The organism is Thalassospiraceae bacterium LMO-SO8, from assembly GCA_031655335.1.
Lineage (GTDB): Bacteria > Pseudomonadota > Alphaproteobacteria > Rhodospirillales > Casp-alpha2 > UBA1479.
This window is the reverse complement of the sequence record CP134226.1, coordinates 2,596,772-2,617,841: the sequence shown is the minus strand read 5'-3', so window position 1 is coordinate 2,617,841 and position 21,070 is coordinate 2,596,772. Positions and strand designations below refer to the sequence as shown.

Sequence of the window (21,070 nt, the reverse complement as noted above, 5' to 3'; positions counted from 1 at the left end):
GGCCTTATTCCTTCGACCGCGAGCGCCCCAAAACGATGGCCGGGATCAGGGTCAGCGCGAAGATCAGGGCGACCTGGCGGAACGAATCGTGGAACGCGAAGGTATTGGCCTGGGCATAGAGGACGCGGCCCAGGAAATCCAATGCCATGGCGCCGTCGGCGGGGGCAGGCACACCGCCCGCGTTCAACAGATCGCGCACCTTGTCCAGCATCTCCGCCGTCGGCCCCTTGGCGTTGGTCTGGGTCGCGGTCAGGAAATCGGCGTGATAGGCGGTGCGCATTTCGATGGTCACGGCCGTCAGGTTGACGCCGAATGCCCCGCCCATCTGGCGGAAGAAATTGAAGGTTCCCGCCCCCTGCGCGATCTTGTCCGCCGGCACGGCGGACAGCGCCGCCTTGCCCATGTTGGGGGAAATCAGGCTCATGGAGCCGCGCGTCCACATGGCCAACAGCGCCACCGTCACGAAGCCCGTGTTGACGTCGATGGTGGCCAGCGCCATGGCCGCCACGGCGAAGGTGCTGCAGCCGACGATGATCGGCCAATGGGGCGGAACCGCATCGGCAAGCCGCCCCGAGGCCTGCATCATCATGACCAGCAACAACCCCGCCGGCACCAGGACCAGACCGGCCTTGGTCGCCGTGTAGCCCTGGATGGTCTGGGTGAACAGCGGGATCGAATAGTTGGTCGCGAAATTGCCGAGCCCGAAGGCGAAGGCCACGGCCACGGCCGAGGCGAAGCGCGCGTCGAGGAACAGCTTGGGATCGAGCAGCGGGCTTTTGGAGCGCATCTGGGTCGCCACGAACAAAATCGCCGAGAGACCGCCGATCAGCATGAACGACAGGAACTTGGCCGAGTCCCAGCCCCAGCGCTGGCCGTTGCCGATCCCCGCCATCAGGGTGATCAGCGCCACGCACAGCAGGATGAATCCGGGCCAATCGAAGCTCGGCTTCTTTTCCAGGGGATTGCGCGCGGGCATGAAGGTCAGCGCCATCATGGCCGACAAGGCGACCAGCGGCAGCGGCACGATGAAGACATGACGCCAGGTCACCAGATCGATGGTCACGCCGCCGACCAGGGGCCCGAAGGTGGGCGCCAGCGCGATGCCCATGCCGACCGTGCCGACGGCCAGGCCCCGGCGTTCCGGCGGGAACACGGCGACCGCCGTGGCCAGCGCCAGGGGCTGCACCAGGCCGGCGCTGAATCCCTGCATGATGCGGCCCAGGATCAGCACCTCGATGGACGGACTGACCGCCGCCAGCACCGCACCGGCCGCGAACACGCCGAGCGCCATCAGGCAGGTGTTGCGCGGCCCGATGAAGCGCGAGGTCCAGGAATTGAGCAACTGGCTCGCGACCATGGTCGTGAGAAAGGCGGTCGACGCCCATTGCGCCAAATCCTGGCCGATGCCGAACGCACCCATGATAGAGGGGATGGACACGTTGACGATGGTCGACGACAGCACCATGGTCATCGACGCCAGCATGCCGCAGGCCGTCGCCCACCAGCGATAGGACGGCCCGAACCGTTCGAATTGTCTGGCGATGGCGGGATTGTCGGTCTGCACGCTGGCGTTATCCGGTTACGAGGGCGTGCCGGAAAAGCCTGGGAACGGATAAAGCGCCCGCCCCTGCCTGCCTCCCAGCGTCAGGGATTGTATACAACTTGCCGGGACGCGGGATGAAAAAAAGCAGGCCAAACGGCCTGCCTTTCCTGTCGCGATCCGCCGTCGTTACGGCGGGCGTCCGGCCGCCTACGCCTTGGCGATGGACTTGATCGGCGCGCGGGTCTGCCCCGACCGCTCGGCGATGTCGTTGTCCTGCTGTTCGATGGCGGCGCGCACCAGGTCTTCCAGGGCATCGCCGTAGGACTGGTCGAGCAGATCCATCGACACCCGGCGGTTCGAGGTCACCGACCCGTCACCGTAGGTTACGTTGAACATCAGGAACTGAGGGCTTTTGCCCTTGGATTTCTTACCGGCCATGTGGAGGCCTCCGTTTGACAGGTTTAAGGACGGGCCGAATTCGGCCAACCCGGGGTCATCTGTCGGAAATTAAGCGTCGGAAATAAGAGACATCGTGCTCTTGGCGCAGGGCATATCGTTTTTTTGTCGAAAATGCAAATTCATTCAAATGAAAAGCCCCGCAACCTGTTCAGGTCGTGGGGCTTGGGAATTGGTAGCGGAGGAGGGACTCGAACCCCCGACACGCGGATTATGATTCCGCTGCTCTAACCAGCTGAGCTACTCCGCCCCCGTGTTGGGGCCGGCCGCGGGTCAGAGACCCGTTGAACGGCGTGGAGGGATTTAAGGCCCTGTCGCGCAGGTGTCAAGAAAGACCTCGTCCACCCTGCGGTCACCGTATCGAACAACGTCAGGTCGCCCGGCGATACGCCGGACGAAACGGCCTAACGGAAACCGGCTCCGGCGTTGTCCGGCTTAGCTGGCGGCTTAGCTGGCGCTCCAGCGCCAGTCGCGGCCGTTGAGCGGGCCGCAGGCATTGCGCGCACCCTTCATCATGCGGGCTTTCGCGGCGGACGGGGCCTTTTTCGCCTTATCCGCTGCCGCGCCGCCGACCATTTCGTTCTGCAAACGTTGCAGCTCGGTCTGCTTGATCGCCGGTTTCTGCGTCTTGTCCTGGTCCACCGCACCCCTCCGTCAATATGTCAGGTTTTTGTCAGGTTTGTGGAAAGGGACTCGTAGCAAATACCACCAAAAGAGTCATGTGATATGCATCACAAACGTCCAAAAAGCTGTGGAATATTCGAAAAATCGAATGCCCGCCCCAGGGGCGGGACGGCCAGCCAGCCAGAAAAAGGCCGGTTTCCCCGGCTTTTCAGCCCAGGGATCAGATGCTGGTATTAACGAAAGGGCGGCGCATCTTCGCCTGCCGAGCCGTTCAAGCCGTTCAGCTTGTTCTGAGAATCCTGCTGGATCGACCGGCTGAGGTGCTCGTGCGCCTGGCGCAGCAGGGCCTGGGTCGCGACCGGCGACGCCGCGCGGGCCACCGGCGCCTGATAATCGGAGGCCAGCCAGGGCCGATCCGAGAGGTCACCCTTGGGCATCGCGCGGACCACGGGTTCCGGGTCCTTGACCCAGGCGTTGACCATGGGCGGCGCCTGATACTGGGCCGGGGCCGGCTTGGCCGGGGCGTCAAATCGCGACGGATGCTTGCCGTAATAGTTGACCAGCCGCCGGTCCTCGCCGGCGACGGGCTCGCGGTAGCATTCCACGCCGCCGCCGAGCGCCGCGTAACAATAGGTCGGCTCGTAATCGGCGACGCCTTCCTCGTACTTGTCCACGTAACCGCACGCGGTCAGCACGGCCGAGAAGGCAAGGGCTGCGATGATCTTTCTCATGGGCGTTCTATCCCATCCTGCGTCAAAAAACTCGTCCGACTTCAGGATGGCACCCGATGGTTAGCAATTGGTTAATTCCGGCCGTCCAGGCAGCCCGTCACCCCTGCCGGAAAAGCTTGTCGAACGCCGACAGCGGCGGCGCGCTGGTGGCGAAGCCGAAGGTTCCGGCATCGAGCATTTCCCGGGCGTCCGCCATGGCTTTGCCGTAGGCCGAGCGGAACAGGGAGCCGCCGACGCTGATGCGCTTGACGCCCAGTTCCGCCATTTCCCGATAAGTCAGGGTCATGCCGGCGATGCCGCCCAGGACGTTGACCGGCCGGTCGACGGACGAGATCACGGCGCGCACGTCGTCCGCCGTCTTCAGCCCCGGCGCATACAGAACGTCGGCGCCGGCCTCCTGATAGGCCTGGAGCCGCTTGATGGTGTCGTCCAGATCCGGGTTGCCGCGGATCAGGTTTTCCGCCCGGGCGGTCAGCACGAAGGGCGGGTTGACCGAACGCGCCGCCTCGACGGCGGCCGTCAGCCTGTCGACCGCCTCGGCCATGTCATAGATGCCCGTGCCGTCGTAATCCTCGAGCGACCCGCCGGCGAGCCCGGTGCCCGCCGCCAGCCGGATGTTTTCGGCGACGCCATCGGCGGTGTCGGCATAGGCATTTTCGAAGTCCGCATTCATCGGCACATCGACGCTGGCGCAGAGATCCCGGAAATGGGCGAAGTGATCCTCAACCGTCGCGTCGCCGTCGGCCTGACCCCGGGAAAGGTTATACCCCGCGCTGGTCGTCGCCAGCGCCTTGAAACCCATGGCTTCCAACATGCGGGCGGAGCCCCGGTCCCAGGGATTGGGGATGATGAAACATCCCGGGTCGGCGTGCAGTTTTTGAAACGCCGCGACCTTAGCCGCTTGATCCATGTCCATGCTCCCCGCCTGACATCATGAATTGACGTCGATCACCGTGCGCCCGCGCAGCTGACCCTTGAGAATCTTGCCCGCAAGGTCCGGCAGATCACCCAGACCCGCCGTTTCCGTCAGGGCGTCGAGCTTGTCGAGCGGCAAATCCTTGGCGATGCGGTTCCAGGCGGCGATGCGCCGATCCCTGGGGCAGGTCGCTGAGTCGATGCCGCACAGGTTGATGCCGCGCAAAAGGAACGGCAGCACCGTGGTTTCCAGCTTGAACGACCCGGCGTTGCCGACCGAGGCACACGTCCCCCAGTACTTGAGCGTCGCCAGCACCGTATGCAGGGTCGGCCCGCCGACGTTGTCGATGGCGCCGGACCAGCGTTCGCGGGCGAGCGGCCCCTTGGGCGCTTCTTCCAGTTCGGCCCGGTCGACGATGGTGGTCGCCCCCAGATCCTTCAGATAGGCGTGGGATTCCGGGCTGCCGGTCGACGCCGCGACCCGGTAGCCCAGATTGGCCAGGATCGACGTGGCGACGGAGCCGACGCCGCCGGACCCGCCGGTGACCAGAACCTCGCCGTCGTTTTCCGGCGTCAGGCCGTGGTCTTCCAGGGTCATGATCGCCAGCATGGCCGTGAAGCCCGCCGTGCCGACCGCCATGGCGCGCTTGAGGTCCAGGCCCTTGGGCATCGGCACCAGCCAGTCGCCCTTGACCCGCGCCTTCTGGGCATGGCCGCCCCAATGGACCTCGCCGACCCGCCAGCCGGTCAGGATGACTTCGTCGCCGGGCTTGTAGGCGGGATTGTCCGAAGCCTCGACGACGCCGGAAAAATCGATGCCCGACACATGCGGGTAATCCCGCACCAGGCGGCCCAGGCCGTTGATGACCATGCCGTCCTTGTAGTTGATGGTCGAATACTTGACGGCGACGGTGACGTCGCCCTCGGGCAGGCGGGCCTCGTCGATGTCCTGAATGGACGACGAAACCTTGCCGTCGGTTTCTTCGAGCAGAAGTCCTTTGAACGTGGACATGAGCGTGCCTCCCGGGATCGGTGGTTCGGTGTGGATGGGTTGTTAATGGGTGTAGAGAAGCCCCCGCCCCGGGTCAACGGGGGAGCGCGATCAGTCGGCCAGCCGCCAGGAAAGCGTTTCCCCGCCGCGGAAGGAAACCAGGCGGTCGCCGTCCGGCAGGTCCACGGCCTCGGGCTGGGTCCAGGGCTGGCGCTCCAGGGTGATCGTCCCGTCGTTCACGGGCAGGCCGTAGAACGCCGGGCCGTTGAGCGACGCGAAGGCTTCGAGCTTATCCAAAGCGCCCGCACGGTCGAACACCTCGGCATAGACCTCGATCGCCGCCGGGGCGGAAAAGATACCGGCGCAGCCGCAGGCCGCTTCCTTGGCATGGGCCGCGTGGGGCGCCGTGTCGGTGCCAAGGAAGAATTTCGGATTGCCCGAGGTCGCGGCCTTGACGAGCGCCTGACGGTGAACCTCGCGCTTGGCGATGGGCAGGCAGTAGAGGTGCGGGCGGATGCCGCCCCGGAAGATGTCCGTGCGGTTGATGACCAGATGGTGCGCCGTGATCGTGGCACCGACATTGCCCCCCGCCCCTTCGACGAAGGCCGCCGCGTCCGCCGTGGTGATGTGTTCGAACACGATCTTGAGGCCCGGCAGGCGCGCCGCCAGGGGGGCCAGGGTGCGTTCGATGAACACGGCCTCGCGGTCGAACACGTCGATGTCGGCGTCCGTGACCTCGCCGTGGACCAGAAGCGGCATGCCGATGTCGGCCATGCGTTCCAGCACGGGCATGACTTTGTCGATGGCGGTGACGCCCGAGTCCGAATTGGTCGTGGCCCCGGCGGGATAATACTTCACCGCCGTCAGCACGCCGTCCCGGAACCCGGCGGCCAGATCATCCGGGTCGGTCTTGTCGGTCAGGTAGGCGGTCATCAGGGGCGTGAAGTCGACGCCCTTGGGAACCACGGCCAGGATGCGGGCGCGGTAGGCCGCCGCCAGGGCCGCCGTGGTCACCGGCGGCACCAGATTGGGCATGACGATGGCGCGGGCCATCTGGCGCGCCGTGAAGGGCACGACGGCGGCCATCATGGCACCGTCGCGGAAATGCACGTGCCAGTCGTCCGGGCGGCGGAGGGTCAGGATATCAGGCGTGGGCACGGGTCAGACGGCCTCCCCCAGGACTTCGAGAACGCCGCCCTTGGGCACCCCGCCCAGAATGTGGTGTCGATGCCAGACGGCATAGAACAGAAGCGTCCAGGCGGCCTGCATCTCGCGCTTTCCGGCGTTGCGGAACAGGTTGGCCACCGCATCGGGGCGGCAGATTTCGGCGACCCCCGGCTGGGCCGCGACCAGGGGGCCCAGGCGCCGGCCCTCGGCCAGAATCCATTCGCCCACGGGCACGGTGAAGCCGCGCTTGGCGGCGAACGGCCGGGACATGGGCACGACCTTTTCCAGCCATTTGCGCAAAATCCACTTGCCCCGCCCGTGCCGCACCTTCAGCGCGTCCGGCAGGCCGAAGCCGAAGGCCGCCAGCTTGGGGTCCAGGAACGGCACCCGGCCTTCGACCCCGTGGGCCATCAGGCAACGGTCGAGTTTGGTCAACAGGTCGTTGGGCAGCCAGTCAGCCATGTCCACGGCCTGGGCCCGTTGCAGGGACGTCCAACCCTTGCCCTGGACCTCTTCCTCGGCCATCTCGATCCCGCCCCGCCAGGCACGGGTTTCCTCGCGCAGCACGCCCAGGCCTTCCAAGGTCCCCCGCTCGCGCATGGGACGGCCGCCCAGCAGGCGCCAGCGCATGGCCCGGCGATAGCGGCCATAGCCGGCGAAGACCTCGTCCCCGCCCTCGCCGGACAGAATGACCTTGATCCCCCGTTCACGCGCCGTGCGGGCCAGTTTATAGCTCGGCAGCACGGCATAATCGGCCGCCGGGTCATCCACCGCGGCGGCGATCTCCGGCAACAGGTCCCAAAAATCCGCGGCGCCGAATTCGACCTCGTGGTGGTCGGCGCCCATATGGGCCGCGATCTCACGGGCCAGGGCGCGCTCGTCATGAACCTGGGTGTCGGAAAACCCGGCGGTGAGGGCGGTGACAGGCCGTTCGTTCAGGCGCGACATCATGGCCAGCAGGACCGTGGAATCGATGCCCCCGGAAAAGAACATGCCGTAAGGCACGTCCGAGCGCTGATGCACCCCGACCGCGTCATCCAACAAATCGTCGAGCCGCATCAAGGCATCCGACCGGCCCAGGCCCTTGGGCGGGCCATCCGGCAGGGCCGACATGCGGTTGCGCCCGATCACCCGGCCCTTCTCGACGATCAGGGTTTCCCCCGGCAAGACCCGCTCGATCCCGGCGAAAGGCGTTTCCCGGCCCGAGGAAAACTGCATTTGCAGCATCTCGTCCCGCGCCATGGGGTTGAGGCGCGCCGTCGCCAGCCCGGCCCGGATCAGGGCCTGCGGTTCGGAGGCGAAGGCGAAGGCCGCGCCCGACTGGGTGAAATACAGCGGCTTGATGCCGAACGGATCGCGGGTCAGCACCAGGCGGCCACGGGCCCGGTCATGGATGGCGATCGCGTACATGCCGCGCAGATGGTCGGTGAAGGCCAGTTCCTCGCGCAGGTAAAGTTGCAGCGGAATCTCGCAGTCGGACCGCGTCTTGAACGGCACACGGCCCAGGTCCAATTTGACCTCGACGTAATTGTAGATTTCCCCGTTGGCGACCAGGACCGCCTCGTTGCCGTCGGGGCCCTTGGCGGCGATGGGCTGGTCGCCCGTTTCCAGATCGATGATGGCGAGGCGAGTCTGAATCAGGCCGACGTCGCCGTCGACATGACGCCCATGGCCGTCAGGCCCGCGATGGGCCAGGGCAACGGCCAACGCGTCGAGAATCCCCGCCGGCGGGGCGGAGCCGTCTCGTGTCATGATGCCTGCGATACCGCACATGGGATGATCTTACGTCAGTTTTCCCGATTGGTAACAATCGATTGAAAAAAGTCCAGATAACGCTGCACGACCTGACCTTCGGTGAAGCTTGCTTCATAGACCTCGCGGCCGCGGCGGGCGATATGTTCCGCCAGTTCGTAATCGTCGATCACGGCACGCACGGCACGGGCCAGGGCGTCTGAATCGTCGACCGGCACCAGAATGCCGGAATCCATGTGATCGATCAGTGTCCCCGGCCCCATGCTGTCGGCAGCGATCACGGGAACCCCCTGGGCCCAGGCCTCCAGCACCACGTTGCCCAGCGGCTCGTGCCGCGACGGGCAGACGAACAGGTCGCAGGCGGCGAACAATTCCGCCGTGTCCTCGCGCCAGCCCAGGAACCGCACACGCGGCTTGATACCCAGATCTTCCGCCTGTTTTTCCAGGCTTTCGCGCAAGGGGCCGTCGCCGGCCAGCCACAAATAGGTGTTGGGCACCCGCGCCATGGCGCGCAGCAGCACGTCGAAGCCCTTGTTTTCGTGCAGCCGGCCCAGGGCCAGGATCAGCACGGCGTTTTCAGGCGTGTAGAGGGAACGGCGGCTGAGCGGCTCGGCCTGCTCCTCGGACACGAAATTCGGCAGGTAATGGGCCCGGTTTTTGTCCCATCCCTGGCCGACGATATGGTTGACGATGTCTTCCGTGTTGCCGATCAGGTGGTCACAGGTGCGGTAGTACTTCAGGTCGTAATACCCGCCCAGCCGGCCGACCTGGACGAAATCGCCCTTGGGGCACATCTTGCTGGCCCGGTTCATCCAGGTCATGACGATCTGCGGCTGGAATTCCTTGATTTCGTGTTTGAAGGCGCGCGGCGTGCGACGGTCGAGCATACCGCCGAACGGCAGTTGCAAAGGCTCGATCCCGGCGTCGCGCAGGGAATTCGCGCGGGCCTTGTTCTCGCGGATCAGCACGCGCTGTTCCAACCCAGCGCGGTGCAGGGCGCGGACAAGACGCACGAAGAACGCCTCGGCGCCGCCGAATTCCGCCCCCGCCATGGCCTGCATGACCTTCACGGCAGCAACCTTTCCCAGGCCTCGGCCGCCGCGGGCCAGCGCCAGGACCGTTGTTTTTCAAGCGCCGCCGCCTGTTGCGCCGACCACAGGGTGTCGTCGCTCAACAATTTCACGGCGGCATCGGCAAAGGCCCGGTCGTCGCCGGCGACGAAACCCGTTTCGCCGTCGATCACCCGCTCATACATGGAGCCCAGGTCGGTCACCACGGCGGGCATGCCCATGGCCTGGGCCTCGCCCACGGCCATGCAAAAGGTCTCGTTGATGTCACCACGATAGAGCATGCATCTGGCCTGTCGGAATTCGTCGATGAGGCGTTGTTTGGGCACCGGACCCGGCAATCGGACCCCTTTTTCTTCCAACGATTTAGCCTTGTCGAGAACTTTCGCCATGGGGTCGGCCTTGGCCGCGCCGGCGCTGCCATAAACGGCGGCCCCGGTGAACAGGATCAATTCCGCCCCCGGCACCCGGGGCTGGATATCCTGGGCCCAGCGGTCGAGCAGCCAGTCAAGCCCGCGCAGGGGGTTGGAGGAAAATACCGCGCGGGGACCCGGCGGCGCCGAGGCCGGTTGCGCATTGCAGAAATCGTCGGGCAGACCATAGGGAATGACAACGCGATTTTTGACCGGGCACCAACGGGGATAGGTCGTCGCGTGATAATCGCCGATGAACACGATGGCGTCGGCGTATTTCCACAGCTTCGTGAGGTAGCGCCATTTGACCATGTAGGTCGCCGGATTGTGCGTCCAGAACACGGTGCGCCCGGCGCGCGGCATCAGCGGCAGGACCTTGTCTCCCCGGTTGGCGATGAACAGGTCGGCCTTGTCCGGCATGCCCGCCGTCAGCGGCACCCAGGTAACGCCCTTGTGCACCAGGGGGGCCGCACAGTTGTTATGGACCGAAACCTCGTGGCCGCGCGCCGCGAGTGTTTCCATCAGAAACACGAGGGAGCTTTCCGCCCCGCCCAGGGGGCGTTCCTCGGGCGTGCGGCCGTCGAATTCGATGCCGTCGTCGGCCAGAACGATGCGCGCCATTCAGCCCTCCCCGGCCAGGGGATTGCCGGCATCGTCCTCGAGCCGCGCCTTGAGATGGGAGATCAGCGGATAGAGCCCGGCGCAGAGCGCGATTAGAAACCCGTACCCACCCTCGCGGTAGCCCTTGCGCCGCACGTAGCATTTGAAGAAGCGGGTGAAGAAGCGGCGCAGGTTGTTGGCGAAGGAGCCGATTTGCCCCGTGTCCCGCAAATCCGCCGCCCGCGCGGTGGTGTAGCTGTCGAGGCGTTTCAGCATGTCCGACACGTTGCGGTCGACGTAATGGTCGAGACGATTGGTCAGCATGGGCCCCTTGGCGCCGGTCCAGGTCAGGGCGGGATGGACGCGCTGCGGCCCCCAGCGTTTGACGCCCTTGCGGAACAGCCCCGGATAGGCGGCCTTGCCGAAGCTGGCGCCCCAGCCCCAGCGCACCAGGCGGCCGCCGATGTAGTTGTCGACCAGGATTTCGTGCCAATCGTGGGATGTCGTGGCGATGACCTTGCGGATTTCCCGGGCCAAGGCGTCCGGCACCCGTTCGTCGGCATCGACCTCCAGCACCCAGTCGCCGGTGCAGGCGTCGATGGCCGCGTTGCGGCGGCTCCCTTCCGGGTCCCAGGCGCCTTCGATCACGCGGTCGGTGAAGCGGCGGGCGATCTCGGCCGTCGCGTCCGTGCATTTGTCGGCCAGCACGACCAACTCGTCCCCGAAGCCGAGGGTCGCCAGGCAGTCGGCCAGATGCGCCGCCTCGTTATGGGCGCAGACGACGATGGAAAGCCGGGGGCCGGTGCCCGTACCGCCGGTCACGACGCCGCTTCCTTGCATTCGGTCCACAGGTCGCGGGCCGCATCCGCGACCGCGTCAACGGTGAGCGTGGCCATCAGCGACGGCGAGTTTTCCCAATCATAGTTCTCGGGGAAGATATCCAGGAAGGCCATGCCGCGCACGACCCGGCAATGCGCCCCCCAGGGACCGTACAATTGATCCTGCGTCGGGCCGAACAGCCCCAGGGTCGGCACGCCCGCCGCCGCCGCCAGGTGCATCAGCCCGGAATCGTTGCCGACGTAAAGCGACGCGCGTTCCAGGCAGGCATAGGCCTCGAGCAGGGAAATGCGGCCGACCAGATCGATGCGCCGGTCGGCAGGGATGCTGTCCAGGAAGTCCTGGACCGATGCCCGTTCCGTCTCGTGCCCGAACACGGCCACGGCGGCGCCCGGCAGGATGCCGTTGTCGCCGGTCAGGTCCGCCACCAGGTCCGTGAAGCGGTCCTGGGGCCAGGTCTTGCCCTGCCAGTTGGCCGTGGGTCCGATCGCCAGCACCGATCGACCCTTGGGCATCAGGCGGTCCGCCGTCGCGCGGTGGGCATCGGTGATCCAGATTTTCGGCGTCGGCACGCCGTCCGTGAGACCCATGACCTGGGCATAGCGTTCCAGCCGGTGCCCCGCCCCCTTGCGCCCCATGCGAAAGCGCCGAACCGCCGGAATCAGATAACTCATGGGCGTGTTGCGCAGATCGACCAGGACCGACCAGATGCGCCCGGCACATTCCGTCCACAGGCCCAGCCAGTGCAGGGAATAAGGTTTCTTGTCGAGGATGATAACCCGCTCCAGACCCGGCACGGCGTCGAACAGGGGGGCCGCCGCGCGCCCGCAGGCGACCGTGACCCGCGCGCCTGGGTTGTCCTGGACCAAGCGGCCCAGAATTCCCATGGACAGAACCGCGTCACCGATGCGCGTCGCCGTCACGAACAGGATGCTTTTCGCCATGACCTATCGATTTCTTAGCCGTACTGCCGACCGTTCTTTGGGCCGTCCCAACAGGTTGCCGTTGCGGGCCGAATTCCGGGCGCCCCCCGATTACGACCGATTTTACACGCTCCCCGTCTTATACGGCCACCATCCCCTGTTGCCTAGGCCGCTGGGCGCTCCCATATTCAGGACACCGGCACCCATCCATTTTCGGGATCAGAACATGACTGAACAGACCTATGTCGTCCTTGAAGACCGCGGCGTGCTCGCCCTTACCGGCGACGACGCGCGGACCTTCCTTCAGGGGCTGATTTCCAACGATATCAACAAGGTCACCCCCACGCATGCCATACATGCGGCGCTGCTGACACCCCAGGGTAAATACCTGCACGATTTCTTCATCACCGAAGCCGCCGACGGCACCTTGTTACTGGACGGTGAGCGCGCGCGCCTGGACGATCTGGTCAAGCGCCTGAAGCTCTACAAATTACGCGCCAAGGTCACGATTGAGGACCAAAGCGACCAATGGCGCATTGCCGCCCTGCCCGGCGGCGCGGGCACAGCAACATTGGCCCCCGATGCCGGTGCGGCTGAAGTGAGGGACGGCGGCGTGCTGTTCGTCGACCCGCGCCTGACGGCCCTGGGGGCACGGGCCATTCTCCCCGCCGACGGCGCGGAAGCGACGCTGAGCGGGCTCGGCCTCAGTGCCGGGGACCGTGCGGCCTACGACATCCTCCGCCTGAGCCTGGGCGTGCCCGATGGCAGCCGCGACATGATCGTCGATAAATCCATTCTTCTGGAAAGCGGCTTTGACGAATTGAACGGCATCGACTGGAAAAAGGGCTGTTACATGGGCCAGGAACTGACGGCCCGTACCAAATATCGCGGCCTGGTCCGAAAACGCCTGCTGCCCGTGGAGATCGAGGGCGCCCTGCCCGAAACAGGCACGCCGGTAACCCTGGACGGCAAGGAAGTGGGCGAGGTTCGTTCCACCGTTGCCGATGGCACGGGTGGCCGGGGACTTGCCATGATTCGCCTGGAACATCTGGAAACGGGTGGTCCGTTCGAGGCGGCGGGAGCCAAGATCACGCCGCACAAGCCGGATTGGGTTGTGTTCCAGACGGAATCGTAAAGAAACTGGTTCCGCCAGGGCCCGGGGCCTAATGTCGGCCCATGACCTTGTTCTTTTTCAAACGGGCCGCGCGCCTGCTGAAACCCGTGGCGCGCAGTTATGAACGCCGGCTGGCCGAACTGGGCCCCGACGCCCGCGCCGTGTTCTGGAAAAGCGAAGACCATCAGCTTGTCCGATTCGAAACCCTGTACCAGGTCATCGACGACGTCGACGCGCGGGCGGGCGGGCTCTCCATCGCCGATTTCGGCTGCGGTTACGGCGCCCTGTTCGATTTTCTAAAAGACACCCCGGCTCTCAAGGGTGGGCGGTACGTCGGCTATGACATGTCGAAAAAGATGGTCGAGGCCGCGCGTGCGCGTATCCGCGATCCCCGCGCGCGCTTCCTACAGCAGATCACCGTGACCGAGCCCGCCGACTACGTCTTCGCCTGCGGCACCTACAACATGCACATGGGGGCCGACGGCGCGGAATGGGGCGACTATGTGAAGGACAGCCTGCGCGAACTTTGGGCCAAGACCAACAAAATCCTCGCCTTCAACCTGCTGCGCGCCGATGCCGTCGAACGATATCAGGGCCTGTTCTATGTCGACGGTGGGGAGTTCCTGAATTTTTGCCGGACGGAATTGTCGCCTCGCACAACCGTCACCAACGACGATCCCCTGCCCGATTACACCTTCATCGTCAGGCGCTGACGCCTAGGCGTTGTCGAACAGCAGCGCGGCCACGGCCAGCACCCGGCGGTCGGCCCCGCGCCGGGCGATCACCTGCACGCCGATGGGCAGCCCATTGGCCCGCGCCACGGGCACGGTCATCGCCGGCTGCCCCCCCAGGGTCCACAGGCGCTGTGGTTCGCGCGGGCCGGTGCCCTCGCTCAGCAAGGGGGCGACATCGACCGTCGCCGGCATCAGGATCACGCCGTCGCCGATCCAGTCATCCAGCGCCGCGGCGATCTTGTCGCGTCCGGCCAGGGCGGCGGTGTAATCCGCCGCCGTCATCCCGCGCCCGCGGGTGATGTAATCCCGCACCCGGTCGCTCATCTTGTCGCCCTGGGCGTCGAAATCGCCGCCATGGTGCATCGCCATGTCATGGGCCAGAAGAGTGTCGATCACGCCCGCTTCCTGGGCGGCGACCCCATCGGGAAGCGCCCCGTCGTCGACCGCGATTTTCTTGGCGCGCAGATGACCGGCGGCCTCGGCAAGCGCGGCCAGAACCGCCGGCGCGGCCCCATCGGGATACCAGGGGCGCAGCACGGTCGCCGTGGCCGGCAGGCCCACGGGCTCGGCCGCCATCGCCGGCATCAGCACATCCATCAGCGCCGCCGCCACCTTCGGGTCGGCAGCCAGGAAACCGACATGGTCGAGCGCACCGGACAGCGGCATGGACCCGCCGACGTCGATGCTCCCCCAGGTCGGCTTGAAGCCGATGCAACCGCAGTAGGAAGCCGGGCGGATGATCGAGCCGATGGTCTGCGATCCCAGCGCCGCCGGCACCAGACCGGCGCCGACGGCCGCGGCGGACCCTTGCGACGAAGCCCCCGGCGTGCGCGCCGGATCGAACGGATTGGTCGTCGGTCCCGTCCGGGAAATGGCATATTCCGAGGACACGGTGATACCAGCCACCAGCGCCCCCGCCGCGCGCAGGCACGCCACGGCGCGGGCATCCGCCGCCGGGCGGCGGCCGTCGTGAATCGGCGTGCCCCAGCCGCAGACGTAACCGCAAACGTCGAACACTTCCTTGACCGCCAACAGCATGCCGTGGAGCGGCCCGCGCCGGGATTCCGGCAAGGCGTCGAGGGCGGCCGCGTCGGCGCGCAGTTGGCCCGCGTCGATGCTGCGGAACGCGCGCAGGTCCGGCTCGATTTCCGCCGCGCGGGCCAGAAACCGTTCGGCGGCGACGGCGGCGATTCCCATCGTGTCGTTGGCCGGGCGAGGAGGTGCCTCAGTCATGGAAAGTCCCTCCTCCGCCTTCGAGCTTGAAGGACTTGGCCAGTTCCTCGTCCAACTGGTCGTAGATCAGTTTTTCGAGACGGCGGAATTCCTCGCCCGAAAAATCGCGGGGATGCGGCAGGTCGATCTTCTGATCCAGTTTCACGCGCCCCGGACGGGCCGTCATGACGATGACCCGCGACGCCAGATAGACCGCTTCCTGCACGGAATGGGTGACGAACACGACGGTCTTGCGGTTGCGCTGCCAGATTTCCAGCAACTGGTGTTGCAGAAACCGGCGGGTCAGGGCGTCGAGCGCACCGAAGGGTTCGTCCATCAGGATAATCGACGGATCGGTGGCGAACACGCGGGCGATGGCGACGCGCTGCTTCATACCGCCGGACAACTCCGTCACCCGCTTTTCCGCGAAGTCCTTGAGGCCCACCATGTCCAGATAGTCGCGGGCCTTGGCATGGCGTTCATCCTTGCCCATGCCCTGACGTTCCAGCCCGAAGGCGACGTTGTCGATGACGTTGAGCCAGGGAAACAGGGCGTAGTCCTGAAACACCATGCCGTGGTCGATGTCGGGCTTGGTGATCGGCTCGCCGCCGACCAAGGCGCGCCCGGCCGACGGCGTGATGAAGCCGGCCAGCACGTTCAACAGCGTCGACTTGCCGCAACCCGACGGGCCGACCAGGGCGATGAACTCGCCCGCCTCGAACTCGAGCGAGGTCGGGCGCAGGGCCTCGACCGGCTCGGACGTCGCCGGATGGAAGGTGACCGCCAGCTCGGAAATGGAAATTCCCTTGGTGCCGCGGTTCTGGCTTGTGTGGTCGGCCATCCTATGCCCCCCAGGAGAAACGGTCGTTGATGGTGCGGAACACGGCATCGATCAGCACCCCCAGGATGCCGATGGCGACCATGCCGACCAGAACCAGGTCGGAACGCAGGACCTCCATCCCGTCGGCGATCAGATAGCCGAGCCCGACCTGGGCGGCGACCAGTTCGGCGGCGATGATCGCGGCCCAGCCGGTGCCGAAGGAAATGCGCAGGCCGACAATGATGGTCGGCATGGCGGCGGGCAGAATGACCTTGCGGAACAGGGCGCGGTCGTTATCGCAGCCGAGCACCTGACCGGCGCGGATCAGAACCGGATCGACCCCCTTCACCCCTGACACGGTGTTCAGCAGGATGGGGAAGAAGGTGGCGATGAAGATGATAAAGATCTTGCCGGTCTCGCCGATGCCGAACCACAGGATGGCCAGCGGAATCCAGGCCAGCGGCGAGATCGGCCGGAACAGTTCGATCACCGGGTCGACCAAGTGTTCAAAGCGTCGCCAGCGGCCCATGGCGAGGCCGAGCGGAATGGCGACGGCGGCCGACAACAGCCAGGCCGACACCACGCGGCCCAGGCTGGCGCCCGCATGGACGAACAACTGACCGTTGACCACCAGTTCGGCGAAGGTCTTGGCCGCCAACAGCGGCGGCGGCAGCAGCGCGACATGCGCCTGGGTGAAGATGACCGCCATCTGCCATACGAAGACGATGAAGATCGCCGCCCATAAGTAGGGCAGAATGGACGCAGCGGTCTTAGCCGATGTTTTCACGGGAATTCCTTGAAAAAGCGAAGATGGAAAACGCAGCACCAGCGGCGGCGGCGGGCACCGAGGGCACCCGCCGCCGAACGCCCGGAGCGTTATTTCTTCATCATCTCCAGCGCCTTTTTGGCGAAGCTGGGATCGTACTTGGGGTTGTCCTCGGGCTTGAGGATTTCCGCGTCCTTGAGGAACTTGGTATAGGCGTCGATGGTCGAGGCCTCGGGCGCCACGTCCAGGTTATAGACGGAGATGCCTTCCTTCAGGGCGAAGGCGATGACCTTTTCCGGGAACTTGATCTGCTCGGCCCACATCTTGATCGCCTTGTCCTCGTTCTTGAGGATGAAGTCGATGGCCTTAACGATGGACGTGATCAGGTCCTGGACCAGCTCGGGCCGGGCGGCGATGAAATCCTCGCGGGCATAGACGCCGTTACCGATGTAATGTCCGGCCTTGATCGGCAGAATTTTCTCGGCCTTGATCAGGACCTTGGAATGGCCTGCCGCCAGCGCGTTGGAAACGTGCGGGTCCCACGTGATCCCGGCATCGACGCTTTTGTTCGCCAGCAGGGTCGGCACGTCCGACCCCTTGGTCTTGAACAGTTCCACGTCGCTGACCTTCAGGCCCGCATCGGCGAGCGCCTTGACCAGAAGCGGATACTGCTGCGAGCCCTTGCCCGGGAACGCGATGCGCTTGCCCTTCAGTTCCTTCACGGATTTGATCGGGGAGTCCATCGGCACCATGAGCGCCGTCTGCTCAAGAATCGAGATGGCCAGCAACTTAGCGGGCAGGCGCGCGGAGGCGACGATGGCCGGGCCCATGCCGGCGGACGCGATCTGGAGTTCACCGGCGGCGAGTGCCTGGTTCTCCGGCGCGCCGTAGGAGAACACCTTGAACTCGATCTTGACGTCGTGTTTCTTCTCGATCTCCGCCAACAGCCCCATCGCCTTGGCGATGTAGATCGGCATGGTCGCCGGTTGGGTCCCGAAATTGATGGTGTCGGTGGCGTTGGCGGGGCCGTTGAACGGCCCCGTGAGGGCCGCGGCGGCGAATAGCCCGCCACTGACGGCCATGGTCTTGAGGAATTTCTGCAGCATTCTCGCTCTCCCTGTGAGGCGTTGGGTGAACGACCGCTGCCGGTGCATTTTCTTAGATGTCTTTTTGCCGGCTCGGCCGATTTTCGACATCCGTCCTTGGATGACCAGTGCCGTCAGGATTCCTTGGGAGGGCCGCAAGTGTCAACGAAAAACGTGACACAGCGTCTCATTTTTTATTCTTGCTCGAACAAGGACTGGCCGATCCGATCGGCCGCTTCGCGAAATCTGTCGATATGCTCGATGGCCTTGGCGATGGGAAACCGGGGCTCCGGCGCATGTACGGCAAGGCCCGCGATGACCTCGCCCTGAGGGTCGCGCACAGGCACCGCCATGGCGACCAAGCCGATGGCGTCTTCCTGATTGTTGATGGAGTACCCCTGGGCCGCGATCTGGTCCAGGTTGGCCTCCAACTGGTCCGGATCGGTGATCGTGTATTTGGTGAACTTGCGCAGCGGCGCCGTTCGCAGAATGCGGTCACGCGCGTCCTTGGGCTGATAGGCCAACAAAAGCTTGCCGATGGCCGTGCAATGGGCGGGGACGTGGCTGCCCGCCTTCAACAGCATGCGCAACGGCCAGTCGCATTCCACCCGGTCGATATAGATGACTTCGTGGCCGTCCAGCATGCCGACGTTGCAGGTCTCCTTGACCTCGTCGACCAGGCCCTGAAGGATCGCATGGCTGGCGCGGGTCGAATGGGACGACGAAATGGTGTTGAGGGCCAGGGCCCGCAGCCGCGCCCCCGTGGTGTAGCGGTCGGTGCCCGGGTCCTTGCGCAGAAGGTTCAGGTCCTCCAATTGGCGGATCACCCGGTGCACGGTCTGGCGCGGCAGGCCGAGGTCGCGCGAGATGTCGACAATCCCGAGCGGACGGATTTCCTGGGTCACCATTTCAAGGATGGTCAACGCCTTCTGGATCGCCGAATTGGTTTCCGGTTTGTCTGCCACGGGTTGTCCTTTTACGTGGGGTGCGGGAATTCATATGAGCAAAAACCGTGACACCGTGTCACGCAAAATGTTGCGCCCTGCGGCGTCCCCAAGCGCTGCCTGAATTCCTCCCGCCAAGCCTATATCCGCGTTACCATCCTATCCCGCAGACCGCCCGAGGAGACCGCGATGACCATGAAACAGCTTGCCGCTATTTGCACCCTGCTTGCCGGGGTCGCGGCGTTCACCCCACCCGCCGGCGCCCAAAGCTTCCTGGACAAGGGGAAGGACCTGCTCAAGGGACTCGGCGGCTCTTCCTCGACATCGGCGGGCGCCCTAAGCGGCACGGACATCGCGGCCGGGCTCAAGGAGGCGCTGCGCGTCGGCTCGGAACGGGTGGTCGGCACGCTGGGTGCCGCCGACGGCTTCAACAAATCCCCCGACGTGCATATTCCCTTGCCGGACACCTTGCAGAAGGTGCAATCGGCGCTGTCCAAGATCGGCATGTCATCGCTTGCCGACGATGTGGAACTGCGGCTCAACCGCGCGGCCGAAGCCGCCGTACCCAAGGCCAAATCCCTGTTCGTCGACGCCATTTCCGCCATGACGGTCGATGACGCCAAGGGTATTCTCAACGGCCCAAAGGATGCGGCAACGCAGTATTTCCGATCCAAGATGTCGGCGCCGCTGGCGGCCGACATGAAACCGATCGTCGATACCCAACTGTCTGAAGTCGGCGCCGTCGCCGCCTATGACAAGATGATGGGACAGTACAAATCCCTGCCCTTCGTCCCCGACGTGAAGGCGAACCTGACCGATCACGTCCTGACCAAGGCCATCGACGGCGTCTTTCTGTACCTGGGGCGCGAGGAAGCGGCGATCCGCGAAAACCCCGCGAAGCGCACCACCGAACTGCTGCAAAAGGTATTCGCGAAATAGGGCCTCAGAGGTCCACCTGGTCGAGGTATTCCGGCACCGTCACATCCCAATGCAGGTGGTCCTCGATCTTCATGCGTAGCGAGGATGCGGCCTCGGGCTCGCCATGGGTGATGAAGGTGCGCCGGGGCGGCTTTCGGAAATGGCCGAGCCATCCGAGGATTTCACTGTAGTCCGCATGGGCCGACATATTGTGCAGGATGTCGACCTCGGCGCGCACGGGCCAAAGGCGGCCGTGAATCTTGATCTCGTCCTCACCATGAACCAGCCGCGCGCCCCGCGTCCCCGCCGCCTGAAACCCGGTGAACAGGACCGTGTTGCGGGCGTCGCCGATAAAATGCTTCAGGTGATGCAGGATGCGCCCGCCCGTCGCCATGCCGCTGGCCGAGATGATGACCTGGGGCACGGCCATCCCTTCATCCAGGGCCCGTGATTCATCGGCGGTATTCACATATTTCGCGGCGTGGCAAACCTCGGCGCAGAGCGGCCCCGACAGGCGATGGTCGGCGCGGTGGTGCTTGAGAAGGCGCGTCGCGTTGATCGCCATGGGACTGTCGAGAAACACCGGAATATCCGGAATGGCCTTCTTCTGCTTCAGTTGGTGAATGTGAAACAGGATGCTTTGCGTGCGCCCCACGGCAAAAGCGGGAATAAGGACCGTGCCGCCGCGCGCCGCCGTGTCGCGGATGATGGCGCCGAGTTTGCCCTCGGCATCGCTGTCGCGATGCAAGCGGTCGCCATAGGTCGATTCCACGACCAGATAGTCGGCATCATGAATTTCCACGGGCGGCACCATGACCGGGTCGTCGGCGCGGCCCAGGTCGCCCGAGAACACCAAGGATGTCGCGCCGTCGTCGATGCGCACGAAGGCCGAGCCCAGGATATGCCCGGAACGGGACAGGCTGAAGGTCACGCCGTCGGCAAGCGTCTGCGCGGCGCCGAAGGGAACGGCCTTGAACTGGTCGAGCGAGCGATGGGCGTCGGCCTGGGTATAGAGCGGCAGGGCCGGTTTGTGTTTGGTGTAGGCATGCCGGTTGGCGCGGTCCGCATCCGCCTCCTGCAGGTAGCCGCTGTCCGGCAGCAGGATGGCGCAAAGGTCCTCCGTCGCCTCGGAACAATAGATGGGGCCTTTGAACCCATTCTTGACCAGAAGCGGCAGATAGCCGCTGTGATCGAGATGGGCATGGGTCAGGATCACCGCGTCGATTTCCGTGGGATCGACCGGCAGCGGCGCCCAGTTGCGCAGACGCAGGTCCTTGAGGCCCTGAAACAGCCCGCAATCGACGAGAATTTTGGCCCCGGCGGCCTCGACCAGATACTTCGACCCGGTCACCGTGCCCGTGGCCCCCATGAACGTCAGTTTCACCGACGGATGCTCCCCTGCCTGTTTGGCGGAGACCATAGAACTTGTCACCCTGATACGGAAGCCGAACGAAGAAC

The 21,070-nt window shown here is 65.1% G+C and carries 21 protein-coding genes and 1 tRNA gene; 3 read left to right on the top strand and 19 right to left on the bottom strand.

Annotated elements, in window-relative coordinates:
• Positions 1-4: 4 nt before the first annotated feature.
• From RJ527_12505 to RJ527_12445, 13 genes are all read right to left on the bottom strand, one after another.
• On the bottom strand, positions 5-1,564 hold the full coding sequence (locus tag RJ527_12505) for a DHA2 family efflux MFS transporter permease subunit (protein WND74860.1): 1,560 nt from the start codon (positions 1,562-1,564) through the stop codon (positions 5-7).
• Between the two features lie 186 nt (positions 1,565-1,750).
• Positions 1,751-1,981 carry a hypothetical protein gene (locus RJ527_12500; GenBank protein ID WND74859.1) on the bottom strand — a complete coding sequence of 77 codons (231 nt, stop codon included), beginning with the start codon at positions 1,979-1,981 and terminating at the stop codon, positions 1,751-1,753.
• 191 nt (positions 1,982-2,172) lie between these two features.
• A tRNA-Met gene (locus RJ527_12495) sits at positions 2,173-2,249 on the bottom strand.
• A gap of 197 nt (positions 2,250-2,446) precedes the next feature.
• Positions 2,447-2,641, bottom strand: a complete 195-nt coding sequence (locus RJ527_12490; GenBank protein WND74858.1) for a hypothetical protein — start codon at positions 2,639-2,641, stop codon at positions 2,447-2,449.
• A 215-nt stretch (positions 2,642-2,856) separates the two neighbouring features.
• Positions 2,857-3,354, bottom strand: coding sequence for a hypothetical protein (locus RJ527_12485; GenBank protein ID WND74857.1), 498 nt, complete (start codon positions 3,352-3,354; stop codon positions 2,857-2,859).
• 97 nt (positions 3,355-3,451) lie between these two features.
• A complete protein-coding gene (locus RJ527_12480) occupies positions 3,452-4,264 on the bottom strand; it encodes an isocitrate lyase/phosphoenolpyruvate mutase family protein (protein WND74856.1) in 813 nt (270 codons plus the stop codon).
• 21 nt (positions 4,265-4,285) lie between these two features.
• The gene (locus RJ527_12475; protein WND74855.1) at positions 4,286-5,281 is read right to left on the bottom strand and encodes an MDR family oxidoreductase; all 996 of its coding nucleotides are present in this window, start codon (positions 5,279-5,281) and stop codon (positions 4,286-4,288) included.
• A 90-nt stretch (positions 5,282-5,371) separates the two neighbouring features.
• Positions 5,372-6,418: a dihydroorotase gene (gene pyrC / locus RJ527_12470; protein WND74854.1), complete on the bottom strand. Its 1,047-nt coding sequence runs from the start codon at positions 6,416-6,418 to the stop codon at positions 5,372-5,374.
• A 3-nt stretch (positions 6,419-6,421) separates the two neighbouring features.
• The gene (gene asnB, locus RJ527_12465; GenBank protein ID WND74853.1) at positions 6,422-8,200 is read right to left on the bottom strand and encodes an asparagine synthase (glutamine-hydrolyzing); all 1,779 of its coding nucleotides are present in this window, start codon (positions 8,198-8,200) and stop codon (positions 6,422-6,424) included.
• A gap of 14 nt (positions 8,201-8,214) precedes the next feature.
• Positions 8,215-9,240 carry a glycosyltransferase gene (locus RJ527_12460; GenBank protein WND78053.1) on the bottom strand — a complete coding sequence of 342 codons (1,026 nt, stop codon included), beginning with the start codon at positions 9,238-9,240 and terminating at the stop codon, positions 8,215-8,217.
• Between the two features lie 5 nt (positions 9,241-9,245).
• Entirely contained in the window at positions 9,246-10,280 is a 1,035-nt protein-coding gene (locus tag RJ527_12455) for a glycosyltransferase family 4 protein (protein WND74852.1), read from the bottom strand.
• Positions 10,281-11,081, bottom strand: coding sequence for a glycosyltransferase family 2 protein (locus RJ527_12450; protein ID WND74851.1), 801 nt, complete (start codon positions 11,079-11,081; stop codon positions 10,281-10,283).
• Positions 11,078-12,040 carry a glycosyltransferase family 9 protein gene (locus RJ527_12445; GenBank protein WND74850.1) on the bottom strand — a complete coding sequence of 321 codons (963 nt, stop codon included), beginning with the start codon at positions 12,038-12,040 and terminating at the stop codon, positions 11,078-11,080. The genes RJ527_12450 and RJ527_12445 overlap by 4 nt, the downstream gene beginning before the upstream one ends.
• Positions 12,041-12,245: 205 nt before the next feature.
• On the opposite strand from RJ527_12445, the gene RJ527_12440 reads away from it, so the two are divergent.
• Positions 12,246-13,154 (top strand): folate-binding protein, encoded by a 909-nt coding sequence (locus RJ527_12440; GenBank protein ID WND74849.1) that lies wholly within the window; start codon positions 12,246-12,248, stop codon positions 13,152-13,154.
• 41 nt (positions 13,155-13,195) lie between these two features.
• Positions 13,196-13,846, top strand: a complete 651-nt coding sequence (locus RJ527_12435; protein WND74848.1) for a class I SAM-dependent methyltransferase — start codon at positions 13,196-13,198, stop codon at positions 13,844-13,846.
• Between the two features lie 3 nt (positions 13,847-13,849).
• Here RJ527_12435 and RJ527_12430 read toward each other — a convergent pair whose 3' ends face one another.
• From RJ527_12430 to RJ527_12410, 5 genes are all read right to left on the bottom strand, one after another.
• Complete coding sequence (locus tag RJ527_12430; protein ID WND74847.1) at positions 13,850-15,100, bottom strand: amidase; 1,251 nt, start codon at positions 15,098-15,100, stop codon at positions 13,850-13,852.
• On the bottom strand, positions 15,093-15,920 hold the full coding sequence (locus tag RJ527_12425; protein ID WND74846.1) for an ABC transporter ATP-binding protein: 828 nt from the start codon (positions 15,918-15,920) through the stop codon (positions 15,093-15,095). The genes RJ527_12430 and RJ527_12425 overlap by 8 nt, the downstream gene beginning before the upstream one ends.
• Before the next feature lies 1 nt (position 15,921).
• The gene (locus RJ527_12420; GenBank protein ID WND74845.1) at positions 15,922-16,686 is read right to left on the bottom strand and encodes an ABC transporter permease; all 765 of its coding nucleotides are present in this window, start codon (positions 16,684-16,686) and stop codon (positions 15,922-15,924) included.
• An 89-nt stretch (positions 16,687-16,775) separates the two neighbouring features.
• Entirely contained in the window at positions 16,776-17,771 is a 996-nt protein-coding gene (locus tag RJ527_12415; protein ID WND74844.1) for an aliphatic sulfonate ABC transporter substrate-binding protein, read from the bottom strand.
• A gap of 173 nt (positions 17,772-17,944) precedes the next feature.
• Positions 17,945-18,715 carry an IclR family transcriptional regulator gene (locus RJ527_12410; protein WND74843.1) on the bottom strand — a complete coding sequence of 257 codons (771 nt, stop codon included), beginning with the start codon at positions 18,713-18,715 and terminating at the stop codon, positions 17,945-17,947.
• Positions 18,716-18,883: 168 nt separating this feature from the next.
• Between RJ527_12410 and RJ527_12405 the strand changes: the two genes are divergently transcribed.
• Positions 18,884-19,633 carry a DUF4197 domain-containing protein gene (locus RJ527_12405; GenBank protein WND74842.1) on the top strand — a complete coding sequence of 250 codons (750 nt, stop codon included), beginning with the start codon at positions 18,884-18,886 and terminating at the stop codon, positions 19,631-19,633.
• 4 nt (positions 19,634-19,637) lie between these two features.
• Here RJ527_12405 and RJ527_12400 read toward each other — a convergent pair whose 3' ends face one another.
• Positions 19,638-20,996 (bottom strand): MBL fold metallo-hydrolase, encoded by a 1,359-nt coding sequence (locus RJ527_12400; GenBank protein WND74841.1) that lies wholly within the window; start codon positions 20,994-20,996, stop codon positions 19,638-19,640.
• Positions 20,997-21,070 lie beyond the last annotated feature (74 nt).